This is a genomic window from Peptoniphilus vaginalis (assembly GCF_900176605.1).
GTDB lineage: Bacteria > Bacillota > Clostridia > Tissierellales > Peptoniphilaceae > Peptoniphilus_A > Peptoniphilus_A vaginalis.
The window spans coordinates 524,344-545,220 of sequence record NZ_FXLP01000004.1 but is presented as its reverse complement, the minus strand read 5'-3'; the positions used below and the strand labels follow the sequence as shown (position 1 = coordinate 545,220).

Sequence of the window (20,877 nt, the reverse complement as noted above, 5' to 3'; positions counted from 1 at the left end):
CTCCAAAAGTTTATAAAAAAAAGGAAACCCCATTGGATTTCCTTATACTAATTCTAGAATTGAAATTTCTGCGCCGTCTCCACGTCTTGGACCCATCTTTAAAACTCTAGTGTATCCACCGTTTCTGTCAGCATATTTTTCTGCATACTCAGTAAATAGTTTTGTTACAACATCTTCTGAATAAATATATGCTAAAGCTTGTCTTCTTGCGTGAAGATCGCCTCTTTTTCCAAGTGTAATCATACGATCAGCAATTCTTTGAACTTCTTTTGCTCTTGTGTGAGTAGTTTGAATTCTACCTTCAGCTAAGAGAGAAGTAACAAGGTTTCTTAGCATTGCACGTCTATGACTTGAATTACGGCCAAGTTTTCTATTTTTTGCCATAATATCCTCCTTATTCTTCTTCTGGTTTGAGGCTTAAGCCTAACTCATCAAGTTTTTCAGTTACTTCTAGTAGAGATTTTCTACCAAGATTTCTAACCTTCATCATTTCACTTTCAGTTTTATTAGTTAGTTCCTCAACACTATTTATGCCTGCTCTCTTTAAGCAGTTGAATGATCTTACAGATAAGTCTAATTCTTCAACTGTCATTTCGAGAACTTTTTCCTTTTGATCCTCTTCTTTTTCAACCATCAAATTTATTTCACTGACATGTTCTTTTAGGCCAATGAAGAGTTCAAGATGTTCTGTCAAGATTTTTGCTGCAAGAGATGTTGCTTCATCAGCCTTCATTGAACCATCTGTTGTAACTTCAAGGATTAATCTATCGTAGTCTGTTCTTTGTCCAACTCTTGTGTTTTCAACCTTCCAGTTTACTTTTTCCACAGGAGTGAAGTTAGAATCCATAGGAATAATTCCTATTTCAGATATTTCATCCTTCTTAAGTTCAGAAGGTTCGTAGCCTCTTCCCTTTTCCACCATCATTTCAAGATAGAAATCAGCATCATCATTTAGGGTTGCTATATGTTGATCTGGATTAATAACACTTACGTGCGGAACAAGTTCAATATCAGAGGCTTTTATTTCACCCTTGCCCTTTTTTTCTATTACTAGTTTTACAGGCTCATCTTCAGTCATCTTTAAAACTATAGATTTAATATTTAAAACTATTTCAGGTACATCTTCCAATACCCCTGGAATTGTATCAAATTCATGTTCAACGCCACGTATATTGATAAAAGATACAGCTGCGCCTGGTAGAGAGGAAAGTAACACTCTTCTTAAGGAATTTCCAATAGTGATACCAAATCCAGCTTCTAGAGGTTCAACGACAAACTTGCCATATAAACCTGATTCATCTAATTCTTCAATACTAATTCTAGGTTTTTCAATTTCAATCATGGGTACCCTCCTTCTCGGTAAATAGTTTAGACTCTTCTACGTTTTGGTGGTCTACATCCATTGTGAGGAATTGGAGTAACATCTTTAATCATTGTTACTTCAAGTCCTGATGCTTGAAGAGATCTAATAGCAGCTTCTCTTCCTGAACCTGGACCCTTAACATATACGTCAACGCTTTTTAGTCCGTGTTCTTTAGCTTTTTCAGCTGCTTCTTGTGCTGCTTCTTGAGCTGCAAAAGGAGTAGACTTTCTTGAACCTCTAAATCCAAGTTGTCCAGCACTAGCCCAAGATATAACATTACCGTTAATATCAGTAAGAGTAACCATAGTGTTGTTAAATGTTGAAGCTATATGTGCTTCACCTTTTTCAATATTTTTACGTACACGTCTTCTAGCACGTGTAGCTTTTTGTTTTTTTGCCATTTAAGTCCCCCCTTACTTACCCTTAGAAACAAGTTTCTTAGGACCTTTTCTTGTCCTAGCATTTGTCTTAGTCTTTTGTCCTCTTACAGGAAGACCCATTTTATGTCTTCTTCCACGGTAGCAGTTAATTTCACGAAGTCTCTTGATGTTCATAGCAACATCACGACGTAAATCACCTTCTACGTGGTACTTATCTATTTCTTCTCTAATCTTAGCAAGTTCTGCTTCTGTAAGGTCTTTAACACGAGTGTCAAAGTCTACGCCAGCTGCAGTTAATATTTCTTGAGATCTGGGTTTTCCAATACCATAGATGTAAGTGAGTCCAATTTCAACTCTTTTTTCTCTAGGTAAATCAACACCGGAAATTCTAGCCATAATTACCTCCCTTATCCCTGTCTTTGTTTATGTTTCGGATTTTCACAGATTACCATTACTCTTCCGTTTCTTTTAATTATTTTGCACTTTTCGCACATCTTTTTTACAGATGGTCTTACTTTCATCTAAATGCCTCCTGACTCTGGATTATTTCTTTCTCCAAGTTATTCTACCTCGTGTAAGATCGTAAGGTGAAAGCTCAACTGTCACCTTATCACCAGGAAGAATTCTAATATAATTCATTCTCAATTTACCTGAAATATGAGCAAGTATGATATGTCCATTTTCAAGTTCAACCTTGAAATGAGTATTTGGAAGAGCGTCAACAACAACGCCTTCTACTTCAATTACATCTTCTTTAGCCATATTATTAAGGATCCTCCTTTAGCTATAAGGTAATAGTTTCTTTCTAATATAGATGTCACTAAAGTCACTAACCTCAGTATCTATGACATCCTTATATATATAAAGATGTTTTACCTTTTTTTTCTTTGGTCGATCTAGCTTTCTTAGTTTTCCATCAACGAGCAAGAGAAGGTCATCATCAATAATTTCCATTATGATATAAACCTTGCCCTCATCTCTACCCTTTTTGGATCTTACCACTTGTCCTTTCAAAAGACTAAATGTTTTATCCATGAACTATTCGAGACCAATAACTATATCGTTAAATACCTTGTCAATATCCTTAGCACCGTCAATATCAATTAATAGATTTTGAGCCCTATAGTAATCAATAAGAGGTGCTGTTTGATCAAAGTAAACAGAAATTCTAGTCTTTACAGTTTCTTCAGTATCGTCATCTCTTTGAATAAGCTTAGTGCCGTCCTTATCACAAACTCCTTCTTCCTTTGGAGGATTGAATTTAACGTGATAAGTCATTCCACAAGTTTTACAAACACGTCTTCCAACAGCTCTTTCAATTAAGATTTCAGGATCAACTGAAATGTTAATTACCTTAGTTAGCTTGTCGTCATTCTTATCTAAGATTGAGTCAAGGCTAACAGCTTGAGCTACAGTTCTTGGGAAACCGTCTAGTAGAAATCCTTCTTTAGCATCGTCCTTGTTAAGTCTATCTTCAACAAGTGCAATAACAAGATCATCAGGAACTAAAAGACCCTTGTCCATATAAGACTTAGCTTCCTTTCCAAGTTCAGTGTTGTTCTTAATATTTTCTCTAAAGATATCTCCAGTTGAAATATGTGGGATATTGTATCTTTCAACAATATATTCAGCTTGTGTGCCCTTGCCGGCCCCTGGAGGTCCCAATATAACTAATTTCATAATTACCTCCTACTTATTCTTTAAGAATCCACGATAATTTCTCATGATTAATTGTTGTTCTAACACTCTGTGGATTTCAAGTACAACACCAACAACGATGATAATTGATGTACCACCATAGTTGAATTGTAGACCTGAAATAAGTGTTAGGATAGTTGGAAGAACTGCAAGTATAGAAAGTGCAATTGCTCCCGGCATAACTAACCTATTTAAAGTTCTACCTAAATAATCACTTGTAGGTTTTCCTGCTCTAATACCACTAATAAAACCACCATTAGCTTGAAGGTTCTTAGAGTATTCAACAGTGTTGAATTGGATTGTAGTGTAGAAGAATGTGAAGAATACAATAAGAATTACAGTAAATATTATATAAAGCACAGCTCCTGGTCCTCCAGCTGGAGTTAACCACTTTTGAATCCAATTTCTAGTTGATTCACTTGTAAACATAGCAATAGTTGCTGGGATAGCAAGTAGTGAGTTAGCAAAGATAATTGGCATAACACCAGTCATTAAAACCTTAATTGGAATATGAGTGGATTGACCACCGTACATCTTTCTACCAACAACTCTCTTTGCATATTGTACAGGAATTCTTCTTTCACCTTCAGTTAGTGTTACTACGAAAACAACAATTGCAATAGCAATTATTACGAATAACACTAAGAATAAAGGGCTAGATTTTCCTGCCTTAACAAGAGCAACAGATTGAGCTATATCAAGTGGGAATCTTGAAACGATACCTGCAAAAATTAAGATTGAAATACCATTTCCAATTCCGTGTTCAGTAATTTGTTCTCCTATCCAAATTAGTACCGCTGTACCAGCAACTATTGATAGGATAATAGTTGTGTATTCAATAGGGCTTGTTGCGTTAACTGCTTGTCTAAATAGACCAAAAGTATAACCAACTGCTTGAACAAGAGCGATAGCAATAGAAAGGTATCTAGTGTATTTTGCAATAGCCTTTCTACCAGTTTCTCCTTCTTTTGCAAGAGATTCCAATGAAGGAATAGCAATTGTCAAAAGTTGAAGTATGATTGATGCTGTAACATATGGATAAATGTTAGCAGCGAATATTGTAAATCTTCTAAAGTTTCCCCCTGCCATTAAGTCAAGGAAGGAGAAAATTGATCCGCCTGCTCCACTCATAAGTTGTGAAATAACTTGTGAGTTCATGTATGGAACGGCAATGTGTGATCCAAGTCTATATAATAGAAGCATGAAAAGAGTGAAAAGCATCTTCTTACGAAGTGACTCAACCTTCCAAGCATCCCTAAAAGTAGAGAGCATTAAATCACCTCGGCCTTTCCTCCGCAAGCCTCAATTTTTTCTATAGCAGATTTTGAGAAATGCTGAGCTTTAACAGTTAATTTAACATTTAATTCACCATCTCCCAAGATTCTAAGTCCGTCTTTAGCCTTACCAGCTTTAATAAATTTATTTTCGATTAAGAATTCAGGAGTGATTTCAGTTCCTTCTTCAAATACATTAAGATCAGCTACGTTTAATACAGCGTATTCTTTCTTAAATATATTTGTAAATCCTCTCTTAGGAAGACGTCTGAATAGTGGCATTTGTCCACCTTCAAATCCAGGTCTAACCCCGCCGCCACTTCTAGCATTTTGTCCTTTGTGACCCTTGCCGGAAGTCTTACCAGTACCGGAACCAATTCCACGACCTATTCTTTTTCTAGCTTTAACTCCGCCGCCTTCGTTAGGTCTTAAGTCATGTAACTTCATTAGGTACACCTCCTTATTCTACTACTTCGATCATATAATCGACTTGTTTTAACATTCCCCTAATTTGAGGAGTATCATTTTTTTCAATAACTTGGTTTACCTTCTTAAAACCAAGAGCTTCGATTGTTTTTCTGTGTTTAGGCACTTTACCGATAGGACTTTTAACAAGCTTAATTTTAATTGTACTCATGATTTTCCTCCTATCCTAAAATTTCTTCAACAGATTTATTTCTAAGTTTTGCAACAGATTCTGCAGTCTTAAGAGACTTTAGACCTTCTAGAGTTGCATTAACTACATTTCTTGGGTTGTTAGTACCAATGTTTTTAGTACGAATATCAGAAATACCTGCAAGTTCACATACAGCACGCACTGCACCACCGGCAATAACTCCTGTACCTTCTCTTGCTGGCTTTAAGAAAACTCTACCTGCACCATAAATTCCAGTTACTTGATGAGGAATAGAAGTGTTTAGTAAGTTAATTCTTACAATATTCTTTCTAGCATCTTGTGTTGCTTTTCTTATTGCTTCAGGAACTTCAAGAGCCTTACCAGTACCTACCCCAACGTGTCCGTTTCTGTCACCAACTACTACAAGAGCAGAGAATCTAAAGTTTCTACCACCCTTAACTACTTTGGCAACTCTGTTTATAGATACAACTCTTTCTTCAAGATCAAGTTCTGCCGCATTTATTAATGAACGCTTCATTACTTCCTCCTTCTTAGAATTTTAGACCAGCTTCTCTAGCTGCATCAGCAAGTGCTTTGACTTTACCGTGGAATATATATCCACTTCTATCAAAGACTACTTCTTCAATTCCTTTTTCTAATGCTTTCTTAGCAATAGATTCTCCAACAGATTTAGCTGCTTCAATATTTCCAGTGTTTTCTAAATTCAATCCCTTATCAAGTGTAGATGCACTTAATAAAGTATTGCCAGCTTCATCATCAATTAATTGAGCATAAATATGTTTAGATGATCTGTAAACTGAAAGTCTAGGCCTCATTGAAGTTCCGGAGATGTGATTTCTAATTCTTTTGTGTCTTTTAATTCTGTTTTCGTTTCTATTAATTTTATTTAACACTTAAATTCTCCTTTCTTACTTACCAGTCTTACCAACTTTACGTCTTACATGTTCATCAGTATATCTAATACCCTTACCCTTATATGGTTCAGGTTCTCTGAAGCGTCTAATGTAAGCAGCATAAGCGCCAACTTGTTGTTTATCGTTACCTTTAATAATAATTGAGTTAGGAGATGGAACTTCTACTTCAATACCTTCTGGATCTTCTATATCAAGAGGGTGAGAGAAACCTAAGTTAAGAGAAAGAACCTTTCCCTTCTTAGCAGCTCTATATCCTGTTCCAACTATTTCTAGAGATTTTGTATAACCTTCTGTAACGCCAATTATCATATTGTAAATTAGAGTTCTAGTTAAACCGTGAAGTGCCTTAATTCTTTTAATATCATTTGGTCTTTCTACAGTGAGAACTCCGTCATTTAATTCTATTTTTAAATCTTTATCGAAAGATTGTTTTAGTTCACCCTTTGGTCCCTTAACAATAACTGTTTGGCCGTCAACTTTAACTTCAACGCCCTTTGGGATTTCAATAGGTTTTTTGCCAATTCTTGACATTTTTCACCTCCAAATTACCAAACGTAGCAGATTACCTCTCCGCCAACTTTTTCCTGTCTTGCCAATTTATCTGTAATTATTCCCTTAGATGTAGAGATAATTGCTATTCCTAGTCCTCCAAGAACTTTAGGAACATCGTCGCACTTAACATAAACTCTAAGTCCCGGTTTAGATATTCTCTTTAATCCAGAGATAACTCTTTCACCATCTTGAGAATATTTAAGATCTATCTTAATCATTCCTTGTTTGTCGTCTTCAACAACGTCATATCCTTTTATATAACCTTCATCAAGAAGAATCTTAGCGATTTCTTTTTTGATCTTTGAACAAGGAACATCAACAGATTTGTGTCTTGCATTATTTGCATTTCTAATTCTTGATAGCATATCTGCAATTGGGTCTGTCATCATATCAGTTTGCCTCCTTTCATCTAAGGCTTATTACCAGCTAGCTTTTCTTACGCCAGGAATTTGTCCCTTGTACGCAAGTTCTCTAAAGCATATTCTACATATTCCATATTTTTGTAAAACTGAATGTGGTCTTCCACAAATTTTACATCTAGTATATTCACGAGAAGAATACTTTTGTTTCCTCTTTTGTTTAGCAATCATTGATTTTTTAGCCACTTTGTACCTCCTTAAGCCTTAGCAAAAGGCATTCCCATTTTATCTAGGAATTCTTTAGCTTCTTCATCAGTTTTAGCTGTAGTTACTATATTGATGTCCATACCTCTAATAGTGTCTACTTTATCATATTCGATTTCTGGGAAGATAAGTTGTTCTTTAAGACCTAGTGCATAGTTACCTCTGCCATCAAATGCAGTTGGTTTAACACCTCTAAAGTCTCTTACTCTTGGAAGAGCAACATTCATAAGCTTATCTAAGAAATCATACATTCTATCGCCTCTTAGAGTTACCTTAACACCAACATTTTGACCTTCACGAAGTTTAAAGTTGGCTATAGATTTTCTTGCCTTAGTTACAAGTGCCTTTTGACCTGAAATAATAGTTAGGTCTTCAACTGCTGCTTCTAGTGCCTTGTGGTTATCTTTAGCTTCGCCAAGACCAATGTTAATAGTGATCTTTTCAAGTTTCGGTACTTCCATAACGCTTTTATAATTGAAGCGTTCCATTAGGTGGCCCACAACTTCTGTCTTATATTTTTCTTGTAATCTTGAAGTCATTATTCTACCCCCTACTTAATTGTCTTTCCGCTAGATTTAGCAAATCTAACTTTTTTTCCGTCTTCAAATTTATAACCAACTCTAGTAGCCTTTCCTGACGCACTGTCAAAGTACATTACATTAGATACATGAATTGGCGCTTCCATTTTTTCAATTCCACCTGGTGCTTGAGGTCCCTTTGGTTTCATATGTTTAGTTACAACATTAACCTTTTCTACAACAACTAAGTCTTTCTTAGGAATTGTTCTTAGGACTTTACCAGTCTTGCCTTTATCTTTTCCGGCTATAACTTTTACGATGTCATCTTTTTTAATTCTCATATTACACCTCCAAATTATAGTACTTCCGGAGCTAGAGATATGATCTTCATAAAGTTTCCAGCTCTAAGTTCTCTAGTTACAGGTCCAAAAATACGAGTCCCAACAGGGCTTCTATCATCTTTTATTACAACAGCTGCGTTATCGTCAAATTTGATATAAGATCCGTCTTTTCTGCTGATTCCCTTGTTTGTTCTTACGATAACTGCCTTTACAACAGAACCTTTTTTGACAACGCCACCGGGTGTTGCATTTTTAACAGAACATACTACAATATCACCAATGCTGGCTGTTCTTCTATTAGTACCACCAAGGACTTTAACAACAGATAGTTCTCTTGCACCTGAATTGTCAGCAACACGCAATCTTGTTTCTTGTTGAATCATGTTATTCTCCTTTCAAGCTAAAATTATTGAGCCTTTTCAATAATTTCTACAAGTCTCCATCTTTTATCTTTACTTAGTGGTCTAGTTTCCATAACTCTTACGCGATCACCAATACCACATTCATTATTTTCATCATGAGCCTTGAAATTAGTAGACTTCTTAAATCTCTTCTTATAGATTGGATGAGTCTTTAAAGTCTCAGTTTGAACTACAATAGTCTTATCCATCTTATTGCTTACAACAATTCCTGTTATAGTTTTTCTTGAATTTCTTTCCATGAGATTAAGCCTCCTTTCCAACTTCAAGTTCACGTTCTCTAATGATCGTTTTTACTCTTGCTATATCTCTTTTAACACTTTTAATACTTGATGGATTGTCAAGTTGGCCAGTTGCCAATCTAAATCTCAAATTAAAAAGTTCATTTTTAAGTTCATTAACTTTATTATTTAAATCTTCGCTAGACATCTTGCGAATTTCATTAGCCTTCATTTGAGTCACCATCCTTATCTTTCATAACGAATTTTGTTTTAATAGGGAGTTTCATTGATGCAAGTCTCATAGCTTCTCTTGCAACTTCTTCTGAAACACCACCCATTTCAAATAAAACTCTTCCTGGTTTAACAACTGCTACCCAGTATTCTGGTGCACCTTTACCGGAACCCATACGAGTTTCAGCAGGCTTTTCTGTAACAGGTTTGTCTGGGAAAATCTTAATCCAGATATTTCCACCTCTACGAATATATCTTGTCATAGCACGACGTGCCGCTTCTATTTGATTTGAAGTTATCCAACAAGGTTCTAAAGCTTTTATACCATATTCGCCGTATGCAAGCTCATTACCACGCATAGCCTTGCCCTTCATTCTGCCTCTGTGAACTTTACGATATTTTACTCTCTTAGGCATCAACATGACTATTCCCCCCTTCTTTAAGACTCTTTATTTTTATTGTCTTTTCTGTTATTTCTATTGAAATTATTGTTTTTGTTATCGCGTCTCTTGCGATTTCTGTTATCTCTATTGTCTCTAGGTTTTCTTCCTCTTTCGTCTTCGATTTCAGGAAGAACTTCACCCTTGTATAACCAAACTTTAACGCCTAGTTTTCCGTAAGTTGTATCAGCTTCAGCAAAACCGTAGTCAATGTCAGCTCTTAAAGTTTGTAGAGGAATAGTTCCTTCAGAATATCCTTCAGTTCTTGCCATGTCGGCACCACCAACACGACCTGCAACAGAAGTTTTAATACCAAGTGCTCCTTGACGCATAGTTCTTTGGATTGCTTGTTTCATAGCACGTCTAAATGCAACTCTTCTTTCAAGAGCTTCAGCAATGCCTTCAGCAACAATTTGTGCATCTAGGTCTGGGTTTTTAATTTCTTCTACATTTATTACAACAGATTTATCTGTAAGTTTTTCAATTTCAGTTCTTAGTTCTTCAACTCCAGCACCGCCACGGCCAATTACCATACCAGGCTTTGCTGTATTAATAGAAATTTTAACTCTATTAGCAGCTCTTTCGATTTCGATTTTAGAGATACCTGCAGCATAAAGTTTTTTCTTTACGTAATTTCTAATATTGTTGTCTTCAACTAATAGATCGGCAAAATTTTTCTTATCTGCGTACCATTTTGAATCCCAATCTTTGATTACTCCAACACGAAGTCCATGTGGGTTTACTTTTTGACCCATTCTCTACCTCCTTACTCTCTTTCTGCTACTACAACGCCAATGTGACTTGATCTCTTTAAAATTGGATAAGCCATACCTTTAGCCTTAGGACGGAATCTCTTCATTGTTGGGCCTTCGTTTGCGTAAGCCTTTTTAACATAAAGATCTCCTCTGTCTAGGTTAAGGTTGTTTTCAGCGTTAGCTACAGCTGAATGTAGTACCTTATATAGTTCATGAGCTCCTCTTTTATTAGTAAACTTTAAAATAGAGAGGGCTTCATCAACGCTTTTTCCGCGTATTTCTGCGCAAATATAGTTCACCTTTAGAGGTGATATTCTTACATATTTAGCAATTGCTTGTGCTTGCATTATAACCCTCCTTACTTAAGTGTAGTACTCTTTTCGCTCTTGCCGCCATGGCCTCTATATGTTCTTGTTGGAACAAATTCACCTAATTTATGTCCTACCATGTCTTCAGTAATGTATACTGGCACATGTTTTCTGCCGTCGTGAACAGCAATTGTGTGAGAAACAAATTCAGGGAAAATAGTTGAGCGACGAGACCAAGTTTTAATTACTTTGTGTTCATTCTTATCATTAAGCTCGTCAACCTTCTTTAGAAGGTGTTCATCAGCAAATGGTCCTTTTTTTATTGATCTACTCATTAATACCCTCCGATTACTTAGTTCTTCTTCTTACAATGTACATGTCAGATTTTTTAGATTTCTTTCTAGTCTTAAGTCCTAGAGCTTTCTTGCCCCAAGGAGTCATTGGTGAAGGTCTACCAATTGGAGTTCTACCTTCCCCACCACCATGAGGGTGATCAACAGGGTTCATTGCAGATCCTCTTACGTGAGGTCTCTTTCCAAGATACCTGCTCTTACCTGCCTTACCTAAAGTGATAAGTTCATGAGAAATATTTCCAACTTGTCCAATAGTTGCCCTACATCTTAGGTCGATTAATCTAAATTCACCTGAAGGAAGTCTAAGTTGAGCGAACTTTCCTTCTTTTGCCATAAGTTGTGCACATGAACCAGCAGATCTTGCAATTTGTCCACCCTTACCTGGAGTCATTTCGATGTTGTGTACTGTTGTACCAACTGGAATGTCAGCAAGTCTTAATGTGTTACCAACTTTAATATCTGCATCTGAACCAGATTCAACTACGTCTCCTACCTTTAAACCATTTGGTTGGATGATGTATCTTTTTTCACCATCAGCATAGTTTAGAAGAGCAATGTAAGCTGTTCTGTATGGATCATATTCAATAGCTGCTACTCTTGCAGGAATATTGTCTTTATCTCTCTTTAAATCTATAATTCTGTATTTTCTTTTAACTCCGCCGCCTCTGTGTCTACTAGTAATTCTACCGTGAGCATTTCTACCGGCAGTCTTGTTGATAGTTGTTACAAGAGATCTTTCAGGTGTTGTCTTAGTTATCTCTTCGAATGTAGCAACTGTCATCTTTCTACGGGAAGGAGTTGTAGGTTTAAATCCTCTAATCGCCATTATTAATACCTCCTACTATCAGATAGAATCAAAAAATTCTATCGGCTCTGAGTCATCAGTAAGCTTAACTATAGCCTTTTTCCATGAAGGACGTCTTCCTTGATGAACTCCTTGTCTTTTAAGTTTACCACGCATATTTATTGTATATACTTTTTCAACCTTAACGCCGAAGATTTCTTCAACAGCTTCTCTGATTTCAGGTTTTGTAGCAGTTTTAACAACTTCAAAAGTGTATTTGTTTTCTGCCATCATGTCCATACTTTGTTCAGTGACTAAAGGTCTTTTTATAACGTCAAATTTATTCATCAGTTAAAAACCTCCTCAACAACATCAAGTGCAGACTTTGTGATAACAAGGTTATCGTACTTTAATAAGTCGTATACGTTAATGTCTGTAGCTCTTGATGTTTTAACACCAGCGATGTTTCTTGCTGCTCTTTGAACATCTTTTTCGTCATCATTAACAACTACAAGTGCTTTCTTACCAGCACCAATATTCTTTAAGATGTTAGCAAAAACTTTTGTCTTAGCTTCTTCCATTTGAATGGAATCAACAAGAATCATTTCGCCATCTTGTAACTTGCTAGTAAGAACTGACTTAAGAGCAACTCTTCTAGCCTTCTTAGGAGTTGTGTAAGAGTAATCTCTTGGTTTCTTAGCGAATACAACTCCACCGCCTCTCCATTGAGGTGATCTAATAGAACCTTGTCTTGCACGACCAGTTCCCTTTTGTCTCCAAGGCTTTCTTCCGCCTCCACGAACTTCAGCACGTGTCTTAGCAGAGTGAGTACCTTGTCTTTTGTTAGCTAAAATATTTTTAACAACTAAATAAACAGCATGAGTGCTAACAGGAGCAGCAAATAGCCCTTCACTTAGTTCGACTTCTTCAACAGGATTTCCCTTAATGTCAATCATTTGAATTTTAGGCATTTCTTAACCTCCCTATCTTATTTAGTTATTTTAACAGTGCTTTTAATTCTAACAGTTCCCTTCTTAGGTCCTGGAATAGCACCCTTAACTAAAATTAAATTTTTATCTGTATCTATTCTTACGATTTCTAAGTTTTGTACAGTAACTCTTTCGTTACCCATTTTTCCAGCCATTCTGTGGTTTTTCCAAACTTTTCCTGGATAAGAAGCAGCTCCCATACCACCTGGCATTCTGTGGAATTTAGAACCGTGAGTTTCTCTACCACGTCCGAAGTTGTGACGTTTGATAATACCAGCAGTTCCTTTACCCTTTGAAGTTCCAACAACATCAACGTGTTCTCCAACTTCAAATAAATCTACTTTTATTTCATCTCCAAGCTTGTAAGATTCTACATCATCAGTTCTAAATTCTGAAAGATGTCTTCTATATCCTACGCCAGCCTTGTCAAAATGTCCCTTCTCAGGTTTGTTTAATCTTCTTTCCTTAACCTCTTGTGCTGCAACTTGGATAGCGTTGTAGCCATCGCTTTCGATTGTTTTCTTTTGCACAACAACATTTGGTTCTACTTCAATAACTGAGACAGGAGTGACAGTACCCTCTTCATCAAAAATTTGGGTCATGCCAATTTTTTTACCTACTAAATATTTCATGTTGCACCTCCTAATATTTACAGCGGACTTCTATCTAGAAGTCATATAAAGCAAAGTTTTAAAGTTTAATTTCAATATCTACACCAGCTGGTAGATTTAACTTCATAAGTGAATCTACAGTTTTTTGTGTAGGGTTTAATATATCAATTAGACGCTTGTGAGTTCTTTGCTCAAATTGTTCTCTTGAATCCTTGTACTTGTGTACAGCTCTTATAATTGTGATGATTTCCTTTTCAGTTGGAAGAGGGATTGGTCCAGATACTTCTGCACCACTCTTCTTAGCAGCATCAACAATTCTTAGCGCTGAATTGTCAAGTAGTTCGTGATCATAAGCTTTAAGTTTAATTCTGATTTTTTGTTTGCCTTTGTTAGACATATTTACCTCCTATTCGCTAAAGCCTTACTTGCGAATGGGGTTATCGATACACGCACCCTGGTGTGTAAAAAGGGTACATTTGAAAAAAATAACCCACGCCCAAGTCCAGCCTGGACTTCTCGGCCATAATTACCTTGAAACTCCTTTTTTTCAACAAAGTCTCAAGCAACTTATGACTTCATCGCAACATTCTTTTTTAAACGCTCAAATATTATATAATAAAAAATACCACTTGTAAAGGAAATTTACAGGTTTTTTTGAATTTCTTCAGATTTTTTATTAAGAATACTTTCGCTAAATTTTTTTGCGTCTAAGTTTATAGACACTCTCTCTAATATAATCTAAAAGTCCTCTATTTGCAAGGATTTATATTTGTTTACAAAATTATTTTTAATTTTCTTCCTATTATTAATAAATAATTTTTTCAATTTTATTTTTTATAACTTAATCGCTTTTAAAAATTTTCTTCCTACTTAATTTAGGCTTTTATTTTTTATAAATTTTTCTAACTTATCTCGTAAAATTTTTTTCGTAAACAAATCTTTTGTTTATAAAATATTTTCTAAGATAGTCCTATGCCTAACCCTTATTATAGAAGAAATAAAAAAGTATGGCAGACCACCATACTTTTCTTGCAATTTTATTGCTAATTTTTACTTTTATAATTTTACAACTTTGAGAAGATTACTTGGACTTAGTCATTAAATAATTGTAGGCTCCTAGGGCAGCTGTTGCACCAGACCCTTCTGCTATAACAATTTGCTTAAAGGCAGAGTTAGTGCAGTCACCTGCTCCGTAAACTCCTTCAAGGCTTGTTGCTCCAAATTCATCTACAATAATTTCTCCACGAGAATTTTTTTCCACCATATCTGCCCAATCTGTCATTGGCACAAGGCCAACTTGGATAAAGCAGCCTTCAGTGTTTTCTTCTATAACTTTGCCACTTATCCTGTCCTTATAAGAAATTTTTTCCAAAACTTTTTCTCCAGTCAAGGCTTGGGTTTCTGCATTAGTAACTATTCTTACATTTTTAAATTCCCTTAGCTTGTCTTGAAGAACCTTATCTGCCTTTAGCTCTGGTAAAAATTCTAGGACTAAGACTTCCTTGGCAAGGCTGGCAAGATCAATTGCAGCTTCGATACCAGAGTTTCCACCACCTATTACTGTTACCTTCTTACCCTTAAAGAGTGGTCCGTCACAGTGTGTGCAGTAGGCAACGCCTTTATTCCTAAATTCTATTTCTCCAGGAATTCCAATTAACCTCCACTTGGCACCAGTTGCAATTATTATTGTCTTGGCAAAGAGTTCTCCCCTATTAGTGATAACTTTTAAAGGTTTGCCTTCTTCTATGCCAGTGACACTTGCTCCTTCAATAATATCCACCTTGTACTTATCCAGATGGGCCTTCACATCATCCATGTACTTTGGACCCTCTGTGTATTCAATACCAGTGATGTTTTCTATCGAAAGAGTTTCCTTAACTTGACCGCCAAATTTCTCAGCCACAAGTCCAACTTTTATTCCCTTTCTTGCTCCATAAATTGCAGCTGTTGCTCCACCAGGTCCGCCGCCAATAACGATGCTGTCAAAGACAGGTTTTTCCTCTAGCTTTAAGTCCACTTCTTCATGACTAATCTTGTTTAGAATTTCACCTAAAGAAGCCTTGCCATTGTTAAAGACTTCAGAGTTTAAGTAAGTTGTTGGAACTGCCAAGACCCCAAGGTCCTCAACATAGTCTGTGAATACAGATCCGTCAACCATTGTGTGCCTAATCTTAGGATTTAATACCGTCATAATGTTTAGGGACTGAACAACTTCAGGACAATTGTGGCAGGATAGGCTAACCATAGTTTCAAAATCCATTTCCTCATCAAGAGCCTCTATCCTCTTCCTAGTCTTGTCATCAATCTTTGGAGGACGACCTCCAACTTGCAAGAGGGCTAGGATAAAGGACTCAAACTCATGGCCTAGAGGAAGTCCAGCAAAAGTAATTCCACTTACAGGCCCAGATGAAAGGCTAAAGCTTGGTTTAAACTTCAAGTCAGCTTCCTCTAGCTTAATCTTGTCTGTTAGGCTGGCTACTTCATCCACAAAGTCCCTTAACTTTTTTGAATTTTCTGAATCATCAAGGCTAATAGAAATTACAACCTCCCTCTCGAGAAGTTGTAAATATCCCTTAACTTGATTTTTTAAATTTTGATCTAACATTAAATCTTACCAACTAGGTCTAGACCTGGAGTTAAAGTTTCTCCTGATTGCTTCCATTTTGCCGGACAAACTTGACCAGGATTGTTTCTTACAAATTGACCTGCACGAATCTTGTCATAAACTTGGCTTGCATCACGACCAATTCCATCAGCATTGATTTCTAGAGTTTGGATAACTCCATCTGGATCAATGATAAAAGTTGCTCTTTGTGCAAGACCAGCTTCTTCATCAAGAACATCAAAGTCCCTTGCAATAGACTTGTGAGGATCAGCTAACATTGTGAACTCAAGCTTGTTAATAGCTTCAGAGTGGTCGTGCCATGCCTTGTGAACGAAGTGAGTATCAGTTGACATTGAGTAAACTTCTGCTCCAAGTTCCTTTAGTTTGCCATATTGTTCTTGCATATCTTCAAGTTCAGTTGGGCACACGAAAGTAAAGTCAGCAGGATAGAACATTAGAACTGTCCATTTGCCTTCAAAGTCCTTATTAGTAACTTCTACAAACTCTTCCTTGCTAGGCGCATAGCCCATAGTTTTAAACTCAGGTATTTTCTTTCCTATTTGTGACATATTGTCCTCCTTATATTTAAATTTTTAAATTGATAACAACTTTCAATATTTAATATACCCTGAAAAATTATCTTCTCTTAAAATTATTATGATAATTAGTTTAATAAAAACTGTAAGAATTTATGAGTTTGTAGAAGTTAATTACTTTGTAAAAAATTATGATTTTGTAAAAGTTTATGAAGTCGTAAAAATGTATGAAGTTGTAAAAAGTTTATGATGTCACAAAAATGTATGAAGTTGTAAAAAGTTTATGATGTCACAAAAATTTATGAAGTTGTAAAAAGTTTATGAACTCATAAAAATTTATTAACTCACAAATTTCGATGAAATATAAAAAAATTCTTATCACCTCCAAGTTAATAAGCTTGTAAAAATTTATAAGTTCATTAGAAACTACAAAAATCCCATAATATAAAACTTTAAAATCTTTGATTATTTTTATCAATTATTTAAATTTTTTATTAATACTTTCAACCTTTTTGGGTATGATATAGATATATGGAATAAAATTTTAGGAGGAACTATGAAAATATTATTACTAATGAAAATTGTTCCTGACACTACAAATGCAAAAATAGATCCGGAAACAAAGAACTTAAAGAGAGATGGGATCAAAACAGTTATTAACCCATCAGACCTTTGTGGTTTAAAATTTGCACTTAATGTCACTGAACAAGTTGAAGAAAATGTACAAATTGACGTCCTAACTATGGGACCACAAGACGCAGAAAAATATCTTCGTGAATGTATCCAAATGGGAGCAGAAGAAGCCTACTTATTAGAAGGCGAAGAGTTTAAAGGTTCTGACACTTATGCAACTTCTTATGCCCTTTCAGAAGCTATTAAGCACATTGGCGACTACGATATAATCTTCACTGGCGACCAAACTATGGACGGAGACACTGGACAAATCGGTCCACAAATTGCCGAAAGACTTGGCATAAACCAAGTGACTTACATTTCCGACATCAACTACAAGGATGGCGAATTTGAAGTTAAGAGAAGTACTGCTGACGGAACTGAAACAGTTTCCTTAAAGACGCCTTTCCTTGCATCTGCCCTAAAGGGTTCAGTTAACAAACCTTCAAAGTTTGCCCTAAAGAGATCTAATATCGCAAAAGAAAAAGAAATTCATAACTTAACTTCTGAATTACTTGGGCTTGACCTTGACAAGATTGGACAAAAGGGATCCCTTACAGTGGTAACAGACCTTTCAGCTCCAGACAAGAATGAAACAGGCAACATAATTGATGAAGGTTCTTCTGAAAAGAACATAGAAGCAATTGTTAAGATAATTGAAGACTCAAAAGTGTTAGTGTAGGTGATAATATGAAAAAAGGAAATATTTGGGTAGTAAATGAAACTTCAGAAGGCTCACTTTCACTTATAACTAAAGAAATGATGTCTATAGCAAGAGAACTTTCTGATGATTTAGATAAAGAACTTGTAGCAGTAGAAATTGGCTACAATAATGATGACAAGGTAAAACTATCAGGCAATCTTGGAGCCGACAAGGTAATCCAAGTATCTGATGAACTTCTAGAAAATTACAACACTTGTGCCTATGCCAAAGTCCTAGAAGGCCTAATGGATAAATACGATCCAGCAATAGTTATGCTTCCAGCATCAAACGATGGTCGTGACCTTGCAGGTAGGGTTTCAGCAAAAAGAGGAGTTGGACTTGTTGCCGACTGTTCTAACCTTGAACTAACTGAAGACAAGGAAGACATCAAGTGGATTAGACCATCCTTTGATGGAAAATTATTCTGTGACATAAGAATCCTTTCTGAAACAATGATGGCTACAATTGGTAGAGGTGCCTTCGTTGAAGCTCCTTTCGATGAAGCAAGAGTAGCTGAAGTAATTAAAGAAGATGCAAATATCACAGCAGATGATGTCAAGACTAAATTCATAAACTTTGAAGAAGAAGAAATCAACCCACTTCTTGACAAGCTAATGAATGCAAAAGTTGTTGTATCTGGTGGTAGAGGACTTGGCGGACCAGAAAACTGGCACCTAGTAGAAGAACTCGCAGAAGCACTTGGCGGTGCAGTTGGAGCAACTAAGGCTGTAACAGACCTTGGTTGGTGTGACAAAGACATACAAGTAGGTGTAACTGGAGTTCAAGTAAGACCAGACCTTTACATTGCCCTTGGACTTTCTGGAGCAATCCAACACACTAAGGGAATGGAAGACTCCACAACAATAATCGCCATCAACAATGACCCAGACGCTGCCATCTTTAAAACAGCCCACTACGGAATTGTTGACGACTTATTTAACGTAGTTCCTGGATTAATCGAAGCAATAAAAAATAGAAGATAGAATAACAGATAAAATAATTTAACTTAAAAAGCTTGGTGAAATTTCACTCTCACCAAGCTTTTTTAATGGCTATTTTTAAGATTACCTAATATTGTGACACTATAATAGCTCCAGATACTGAGTATAATAGCTCCAGATACTGAGTATAATAGCTCCAGATACTGAGTCTAACCCTTTAAATATGCATAGTCCTATAATAACGCTCGCAATTATTATTGAAATTGCAATTATTATTGCCGACTTATTGTCCATAATCTCACCTCATATAATTCTTCGTGATTTACATTAGTATCTTTTATATGTATTATCATAAAATAAGTTGTAAAATTAAATGCGACACAAATAAAAAATAAAAACTCATACTAACTTCGTGTAAAATGTTAATAACGACAAAAACACACACGGAGGTTAATATGAGCTATAAACATCTTACACTAAACGAAAGAAATAAGATAGAGGTATTAAACAAAGAGGGCTATTCTTCTAGAAGAATAGCGAAAATTTTAGGATGTCATCATTCCACAATAGCTAGAGAGCTTAAAAGATGTGATACTGAATACGAAGCTGACCTAGCAGAAAGAGATAAAGAATCTAAATCATCATTAAAAGGAAGAAAAACTAAAGTAACTTATGAAATATTAGAAAATATCAAAGAAAAGCTTAATTCTAAATGGTCACCTGAGCAAATTGTAGGTTGCCTTTATAAAGGAATATTAAGCTTTAAAACAATATATAACTGGATTTATTCTGGAGTAATAGATTTTGATATTTCAAGATTAAGAAGAAAAGGTAAGTCTAGAAAAAGCAAAGAAACAAGAGGAAAATTTAACATAGGTACATCTATAAGAAAAAGACCAAAAAACATAAAGTATAGGGTTTCCTTCGGACATACCCAAGGGGCACAAGACTGGGAACTTGATACAGTTGTGTCTTCTAGAGGAAAAAGCAAAGGGTGTTTAGCAACATTTGTTGAAAGAAAAACAAGGTTTTATATAGCATTACCAATGAAAGATAGAAGCAAAGATTCAATGTTTGAAGCAATAAATAAACTTGTTAAATCACTTCCAAAAGAAGCCTTAAAAAGTTTTACATCAGATAGAGGAAAAGAATTTGCTTGCTATGATGAAGTTGAAAAGCTTGGGATAGACTTTTACTTTGCTGACCCATATTCAGCATGGCAAAGAGGAAGTAATGAAAATTCAAATGGTCTATTGAGAGAATATTATCCTAAAAAGACAGATTTAGCAGAGATATCTGAAGAAGATCTTATTAAAAATTTAATGGAGCTTAACAGCAGGCCTAGGAAATGTCTAAATTATCAAACTCCATTTGAATTATTTTTACATGAACTTAGTTTAATTTAGGTGTCGCAATATTATTTGCAATTCATCATAAACTAAAAAATCCTATTGAGGAGAATATCCTATGAAAAAAATTGTAAAGATTTCAAATCGAAGAACTTCGACCAAAATCGCATTGTTTGAGCGTAGCGAGTTTGCGATTTTAGAAGTTCGAGATTTAGAAAGCTTCAATTTTTGTAATGAGATATTCGACCAATAGGATTTTGTTTTTTATTTAATTTATTTCAAGATATCCGACTCACTCGACAATGGTCTCTATTCGGTCGCAGGCTGAGACTTGATCAAATTTCTACAAGAAATTTTGATAAGTCTGCCCGCAAATTTTTGCTTGTCAAAAATCTGTGTTCCTATATTATAGCTGGATAAGATTTTTCATAGTTTTAGTCGCCTTCAGCTTGAAGTCATATTAAAAAGACAGTCGACTTTGTGACTGCCTCTAATTAAACTTTTCTATGCTTACTTAATCCGACTCCTTTGAAGAAACTCCCTATTCGGTCGTTTCTTCTGCAGTCGCTGGATAAGATTTTTCATCAGCTCATGCTTCGCTAACGCTCGCATTTGCTGTGAAAACCAGAAAGGTGATGTTGCAGAATAGATGATTCTACT

General features: G+C 35.6%; 35 protein-coding genes. 3 read left to right on the top strand and 32 right to left on the bottom strand.

Annotated elements, in window-relative coordinates:
• Positions 1-42 precede the first annotated feature (42 nt).
• From rplQ to ahpC, 32 genes are all read right to left on the bottom strand, one after another.
• Positions 43-384, bottom strand: coding sequence for a 50S ribosomal protein L17 (gene rplQ / locus CAN42_RS03975; protein ID WP_085875615.1), 342 nt, complete (start codon positions 382-384; stop codon positions 43-45).
• A gap of 10 nt (positions 385-394) precedes the next feature.
• Positions 395-1,342, bottom strand: coding sequence for a DNA-directed RNA polymerase subunit alpha (locus tag CAN42_RS03970; protein ID WP_062571947.1), 948 nt, complete (start codon positions 1,340-1,342; stop codon positions 395-397).
• Positions 1,343-1,368: 26 nt separating this feature from the next.
• Positions 1,369-1,764 carry a 30S ribosomal protein S11 gene (rpsK, locus tag CAN42_RS03965; RefSeq protein WP_005957371.1) on the bottom strand — a complete coding sequence of 132 codons (396 nt, stop codon included), beginning with the start codon at positions 1,762-1,764 and terminating at the stop codon, positions 1,369-1,371.
• 12 nt (positions 1,765-1,776) lie between these two features.
• Positions 1,777-2,139: a 30S ribosomal protein S13 gene (rpsM, locus tag CAN42_RS03960; RefSeq protein ID WP_005957375.1), complete on the bottom strand. Its 363-nt coding sequence runs from the start codon at positions 2,137-2,139 to the stop codon at positions 1,777-1,779.
• An 11-nt stretch (positions 2,140-2,150) separates the two neighbouring features.
• Positions 2,151-2,264: a 50S ribosomal protein L36 gene (gene rpmJ, locus CAN42_RS03955; protein WP_005957387.1), complete on the bottom strand. Its 114-nt coding sequence runs from the start codon at positions 2,262-2,264 to the stop codon at positions 2,151-2,153.
• 22 nt (positions 2,265-2,286) lie between these two features.
• Entirely contained in the window at positions 2,287-2,505 is a 219-nt protein-coding gene (gene infA / locus CAN42_RS03950) for a translation initiation factor IF-1 (protein WP_005957367.1), read from the bottom strand.
• Between the two features lie 18 nt (positions 2,506-2,523).
• Positions 2,524-2,745, bottom strand: a complete 222-nt coding sequence (locus CAN42_RS03945) for a KOW domain-containing RNA-binding protein (protein WP_231723510.1) — start codon at positions 2,743-2,745, stop codon at positions 2,524-2,526.
• A gap of 36 nt (positions 2,746-2,781) precedes the next feature.
• Positions 2,782-3,423, bottom strand: a complete 642-nt coding sequence (locus CAN42_RS03940; protein WP_062571948.1) for an adenylate kinase — start codon at positions 3,421-3,423, stop codon at positions 2,782-2,784.
• Between the two features lie 9 nt (positions 3,424-3,432).
• A complete protein-coding gene (gene secY, locus CAN42_RS03935; protein WP_085875614.1) occupies positions 3,433-4,713 on the bottom strand; it encodes a preprotein translocase subunit SecY in 1,281 nt (426 codons plus the stop codon).
• Positions 4,713-5,162 (bottom strand): 50S ribosomal protein L15, encoded by a 450-nt coding sequence (gene rplO / locus CAN42_RS03930; RefSeq protein WP_062571950.1) that lies wholly within the window; start codon positions 5,160-5,162, stop codon positions 4,713-4,715. Before rplO ends, secY begins: the two co-directional genes overlap by 1 nt.
• A gap of 13 nt (positions 5,163-5,175) precedes the next feature.
• Positions 5,176-5,352 (bottom strand): 50S ribosomal protein L30, encoded by a 177-nt coding sequence (gene rpmD, locus CAN42_RS03925; protein ID WP_062571951.1) that lies wholly within the window; start codon positions 5,350-5,352, stop codon positions 5,176-5,178.
• A gap of 10 nt (positions 5,353-5,362) precedes the next feature.
• Entirely contained in the window at positions 5,363-5,869 is a 507-nt protein-coding gene (rpsE, locus tag CAN42_RS03920; RefSeq protein WP_062571952.1) for a 30S ribosomal protein S5, read from the bottom strand.
• 13 nt (positions 5,870-5,882) lie between these two features.
• Entirely contained in the window at positions 5,883-6,245 is a 363-nt protein-coding gene (rplR, locus tag CAN42_RS03915) for a 50S ribosomal protein L18 (protein ID WP_062571953.1), read from the bottom strand.
• A 15-nt stretch (positions 6,246-6,260) separates the two neighbouring features.
• Positions 6,261-6,797 (bottom strand): 50S ribosomal protein L6, encoded by a 537-nt coding sequence (gene rplF / locus CAN42_RS03910; protein WP_085875613.1) that lies wholly within the window; start codon positions 6,795-6,797, stop codon positions 6,261-6,263.
• Between the two features lie 14 nt (positions 6,798-6,811).
• The gene (gene rpsH, locus CAN42_RS03905) at positions 6,812-7,207 is read right to left on the bottom strand and encodes a 30S ribosomal protein S8 (RefSeq protein WP_062571955.1); all 396 of its coding nucleotides are present in this window, start codon (positions 7,205-7,207) and stop codon (positions 6,812-6,814) included.
• A gap of 30 nt (positions 7,208-7,237) precedes the next feature.
• Positions 7,238-7,423, bottom strand: a complete 186-nt coding sequence (locus CAN42_RS03900; protein WP_005957510.1) for a type Z 30S ribosomal protein S14 — start codon at positions 7,421-7,423, stop codon at positions 7,238-7,240.
• 11 nt (positions 7,424-7,434) lie between these two features.
• Positions 7,435-7,980, bottom strand: a complete 546-nt coding sequence (gene rplE, locus CAN42_RS03895) for a 50S ribosomal protein L5 (RefSeq protein WP_062571956.1) — start codon at positions 7,978-7,980, stop codon at positions 7,435-7,437.
• Between the two features lie 11 nt (positions 7,981-7,991).
• The gene (gene rplX, locus CAN42_RS03890) at positions 7,992-8,300 is read right to left on the bottom strand and encodes a 50S ribosomal protein L24 (protein ID WP_005957468.1); all 309 of its coding nucleotides are present in this window, start codon (positions 8,298-8,300) and stop codon (positions 7,992-7,994) included.
• Positions 8,301-8,314: 14 nt separating this feature from the next.
• On the bottom strand, positions 8,315-8,683 hold the full coding sequence (gene rplN / locus CAN42_RS03885; protein ID WP_062571957.1) for a 50S ribosomal protein L14: 369 nt from the start codon (positions 8,681-8,683) through the stop codon (positions 8,315-8,317).
• 23 nt (positions 8,684-8,706) lie between these two features.
• Entirely contained in the window at positions 8,707-8,961 is a 255-nt protein-coding gene (gene rpsQ / locus CAN42_RS03880; protein WP_062571958.1) for a 30S ribosomal protein S17, read from the bottom strand.
• Between the two features lie 4 nt (positions 8,962-8,965).
• Positions 8,966-9,172 carry a 50S ribosomal protein L29 gene (rpmC, locus tag CAN42_RS03875; protein ID WP_060800689.1) on the bottom strand — a complete coding sequence of 69 codons (207 nt, stop codon included), beginning with the start codon at positions 9,170-9,172 and terminating at the stop codon, positions 8,966-8,968.
• The gene (gene rplP, locus CAN42_RS03870; RefSeq protein ID WP_005957418.1) at positions 9,162-9,593 is read right to left on the bottom strand and encodes a 50S ribosomal protein L16; all 432 of its coding nucleotides are present in this window, start codon (positions 9,591-9,593) and stop codon (positions 9,162-9,164) included. The genes rpmC and rplP overlap by 11 nt, the downstream gene beginning before the upstream one ends.
• Before the next feature lie 17 nt (positions 9,594-9,610).
• Positions 9,611-10,366: a 30S ribosomal protein S3 gene (gene rpsC, locus CAN42_RS03865; protein WP_085875612.1), complete on the bottom strand. Its 756-nt coding sequence runs from the start codon at positions 10,364-10,366 to the stop codon at positions 9,611-9,613.
• An 11-nt stretch (positions 10,367-10,377) separates the two neighbouring features.
• The gene (gene rplV, locus CAN42_RS03860) at positions 10,378-10,713 is read right to left on the bottom strand and encodes a 50S ribosomal protein L22 (RefSeq protein ID WP_005957388.1); all 336 of its coding nucleotides are present in this window, start codon (positions 10,711-10,713) and stop codon (positions 10,378-10,380) included.
• Positions 10,714-10,724: 11 nt separating this feature from the next.
• Positions 10,725-11,009, bottom strand: a complete 285-nt coding sequence (gene rpsS, locus CAN42_RS03855) for a 30S ribosomal protein S19 (RefSeq protein ID WP_005957452.1) — start codon at positions 11,007-11,009, stop codon at positions 10,725-10,727.
• A 13-nt stretch (positions 11,010-11,022) separates the two neighbouring features.
• Positions 11,023-11,853, bottom strand: a complete 831-nt coding sequence (gene rplB, locus CAN42_RS03850) for a 50S ribosomal protein L2 (protein ID WP_085875611.1) — start codon at positions 11,851-11,853, stop codon at positions 11,023-11,025.
• Positions 11,854-11,871: 18 nt separating this feature from the next.
• Positions 11,872-12,159: a 50S ribosomal protein L23 gene (gene rplW / locus CAN42_RS03845; protein ID WP_062571961.1), complete on the bottom strand. Its 288-nt coding sequence runs from the start codon at positions 12,157-12,159 to the stop codon at positions 11,872-11,874.
• Positions 12,159-12,782, bottom strand: a complete 624-nt coding sequence (gene rplD / locus CAN42_RS03840; protein ID WP_062571962.1) for a 50S ribosomal protein L4 — start codon at positions 12,780-12,782, stop codon at positions 12,159-12,161. Before rplD ends, rplW begins: the two co-directional genes overlap by 1 nt.
• A gap of 17 nt (positions 12,783-12,799) precedes the next feature.
• Complete coding sequence (rplC, locus tag CAN42_RS03835; protein ID WP_085875610.1) at positions 12,800-13,432, bottom strand: 50S ribosomal protein L3; 633 nt, start codon at positions 13,430-13,432, stop codon at positions 12,800-12,802.
• Between the two features lie 58 nt (positions 13,433-13,490).
• On the bottom strand, positions 13,491-13,808 hold the full coding sequence (rpsJ, locus tag CAN42_RS03830; RefSeq protein WP_005957385.1) for a 30S ribosomal protein S10: 318 nt from the start codon (positions 13,806-13,808) through the stop codon (positions 13,491-13,493).
• A 684-nt stretch (positions 13,809-14,492) separates the two neighbouring features.
• A complete protein-coding gene (ahpF, locus tag CAN42_RS03825; protein WP_085875609.1) occupies positions 14,493-16,016 on the bottom strand; it encodes an alkyl hydroperoxide reductase subunit F in 1,524 nt (507 codons plus the stop codon).
• Positions 16,016-16,585: an alkyl hydroperoxide reductase subunit C gene (gene ahpC / locus CAN42_RS03820; protein ID WP_062571965.1), complete on the bottom strand. Its 570-nt coding sequence runs from the start codon at positions 16,583-16,585 to the stop codon at positions 16,016-16,018. The genes ahpF and ahpC overlap by 1 nt, the downstream gene beginning before the upstream one ends.
• 523 nt (positions 16,586-17,108) lie before the next feature.
• Here ahpC and CAN42_RS03815 point away from each other — a divergent pair.
• The 3 genes from CAN42_RS03815 to CAN42_RS03805 all read left to right on the top strand — a co-directional run bounded on the left by CAN42_RS03815 (position 17,109) and on the right by CAN42_RS03805 (position 20,274).
• Positions 17,109-17,906: an electron transfer flavoprotein subunit beta/FixA family protein gene (locus CAN42_RS03815; protein ID WP_085875608.1), complete on the top strand. Its 798-nt coding sequence runs from the start codon at positions 17,109-17,111 to the stop codon at positions 17,904-17,906.
• Between the two features lie 8 nt (positions 17,907-17,914).
• Positions 17,915-18,910, top strand: coding sequence for an electron transfer flavoprotein subunit alpha/FixB family protein (locus CAN42_RS03810; protein ID WP_085875607.1), 996 nt, complete (start codon positions 17,915-17,917; stop codon positions 18,908-18,910).
• Between the two features lie 413 nt (positions 18,911-19,323).
• On the top strand, positions 19,324-20,274 hold the full coding sequence (locus CAN42_RS03805) for an IS30 family transposase (protein WP_085875606.1): 951 nt from the start codon (positions 19,324-19,326) through the stop codon (positions 20,272-20,274).
• Positions 20,275-20,877 lie beyond the last annotated feature (603 nt).

Excerpts from the sequence above, each read along its gene's own strand:
- rplD (WP_062571962.1), bottom strand. The coding sequence starts at position 12,782 with ATGCCTAAAATTCAAATGATTGACATTAAGGGAAATCCTGTTGAAGAA.
- ahpC (WP_062571965.1), bottom strand. The coding sequence starts at position 16,585 with ATGTCACAAATAGGAAAGAAAATACCTGAGTTTAAAACTATGGGCTAT.
- rplV (WP_005957388.1), bottom strand. The coding sequence starts at position 10,713 with ATGCAAGCACAAGCAATTGCTAAATATGTAAGAATATCACCTCTAAAG.
- rpsQ (WP_062571958.1), bottom strand. The coding sequence starts at position 8,961 with ATGGAAAGAAATTCAAGAAAAACTATAACAGGAATTGTTGTAAGCAAT.
- rplN (WP_062571957.1), bottom strand. The coding sequence starts at position 8,683 with ATGATTCAACAAGAAACAAGATTGCGTGTTGCTGACAATTCAGGTGCA.
- rpmJ (WP_005957387.1), bottom strand. The coding sequence starts at position 2,264 with ATGAAAGTAAGACCATCTGTAAAAAAGATGTGCGAAAAGTGCAAAATA.
- infA (WP_005957367.1), bottom strand. The coding sequence starts at position 2,505 with ATGGCTAAAGAAGATGTAATTGAAGTAGAAGGCGTTGTTGTTGACGCT.
- rpsH (WP_062571955.1), bottom strand. The coding sequence starts at position 7,207 with ATGATGACAGACCCAATTGCAGATATGCTATCAAGAATTAGAAATGCA.
- rplE (WP_062571956.1), bottom strand. The coding sequence starts at position 7,980 with ATGACTTCAAGATTACAAGAAAAATATAAGACAGAAGTTGTGGGCCAC.
- rpsJ (WP_005957385.1), bottom strand. The coding sequence starts at position 13,808 with ATGTCTAACAAAGGCAAACAAAAAATCAGAATTAAACTTAAAGCTTAT.
- rpsK (WP_005957371.1), bottom strand. The coding sequence starts at position 1,764 with ATGGCAAAAAAACAAAAAGCTACACGTGCTAGAAGACGTGTACGTAAA.
- ahpF (WP_085875609.1), bottom strand. The coding sequence starts at position 16,016 with ATGTTAGATCAAAATTTAAAAAATCAAGTTAAGGGATATTTACAACTT.
- rplW (WP_062571961.1), bottom strand. The coding sequence starts at position 12,159 with ATGAATAAATTTGACGTTATAAAAAGACCTTTAGTCACTGAACAAAGT.
- CAN42_RS03940 (WP_062571948.1), bottom strand. The coding sequence starts at position 3,423 with ATGAAATTAGTTATATTGGGACCTCCAGGGGCCGGCAAGGGCACACAA.
- secY (WP_085875614.1), bottom strand. The coding sequence starts at position 4,713 with ATGCTCTCTACTTTTAGGGATGCTTGGAAGGTTGAGTCACTTCGTAAG.
- rpmD (WP_062571951.1), bottom strand. The coding sequence starts at position 5,352 with ATGAGTACAATTAAAATTAAGCTTGTTAAAAGTCCTATCGGTAAAGTG.
- CAN42_RS03805 (WP_085875606.1), top strand. The coding sequence starts at position 19,324 with ATGAGCTATAAACATCTTACACTAAACGAAAGAAATAAGATAGAGGTA.
- rplF (WP_085875613.1), bottom strand. The coding sequence starts at position 6,797 with ATGTCAAGAATTGGCAAAAAACCTATTGAAATCCCAAAGGGCGTTGAA.
- rpsE (WP_062571952.1), bottom strand. The coding sequence starts at position 5,869 with ATGAAGCGTTCATTAATAAATGCGGCAGAACTTGATCTTGAAGAAAGA.
- rpsM (WP_005957375.1), bottom strand. The coding sequence starts at position 2,139 with ATGGCTAGAATTTCCGGTGTTGATTTACCTAGAGAAAAAAGAGTTGAA.
- CAN42_RS03970 (WP_062571947.1), bottom strand. The coding sequence starts at position 1,342 with ATGATTGAAATTGAAAAACCTAGAATTAGTATTGAAGAATTAGATGAA.
- rplP (WP_005957418.1), bottom strand. The coding sequence starts at position 9,593 with ATGTTGATGCCTAAGAGAGTAAAATATCGTAAAGTTCACAGAGGCAGA.
- rpsS (WP_005957452.1), bottom strand. The coding sequence starts at position 11,009 with ATGAGTAGATCAATAAAAAAAGGACCATTTGCTGATGAACACCTTCTA.
- CAN42_RS03810 (WP_085875607.1), top strand. The coding sequence starts at position 17,915 with ATGAAAAAAGGAAATATTTGGGTAGTAAATGAAACTTCAGAAGGCTCA.
- rplO (WP_062571950.1), bottom strand. The coding sequence starts at position 5,162 with ATGAAGTTACATGACTTAAGACCTAACGAAGGCGGCGGAGTTAAAGCT.
- rpsC (WP_085875612.1), bottom strand. The coding sequence starts at position 10,366 with ATGGGTCAAAAAGTAAACCCACATGGACTTCGTGTTGGAGTAATCAAA.
- CAN42_RS03815 (WP_085875608.1), top strand. The coding sequence starts at position 17,109 with ATGAAAATATTATTACTAATGAAAATTGTTCCTGACACTACAAATGCA.
- rplC (WP_085875610.1), bottom strand. The coding sequence starts at position 13,432 with ATGAAATATTTAGTAGGTAAAAAAATTGGCATGACCCAAATTTTTGAT.
- rplX (WP_005957468.1), bottom strand. The coding sequence starts at position 8,300 with ATGAGAATTAAAAAAGATGACATCGTAAAAGTTATAGCCGGAAAAGAT.
- rplB (WP_085875611.1), bottom strand. The coding sequence starts at position 11,853 with ATGGCGATTAGAGGATTTAAACCTACAACTCCTTCCCGTAGAAAGATG.
- rpmC (WP_060800689.1), bottom strand. The coding sequence starts at position 9,172 with ATGAAGGCTAATGAAATTCGCAAGATGTCTAGCGAAGATTTAAATAAT.
- rplQ (WP_085875615.1), bottom strand. The coding sequence starts at position 384 with ATGGCAAAAAATAGAAAACTTGGCCGTAATTCAAGTCATAGACGTGCA.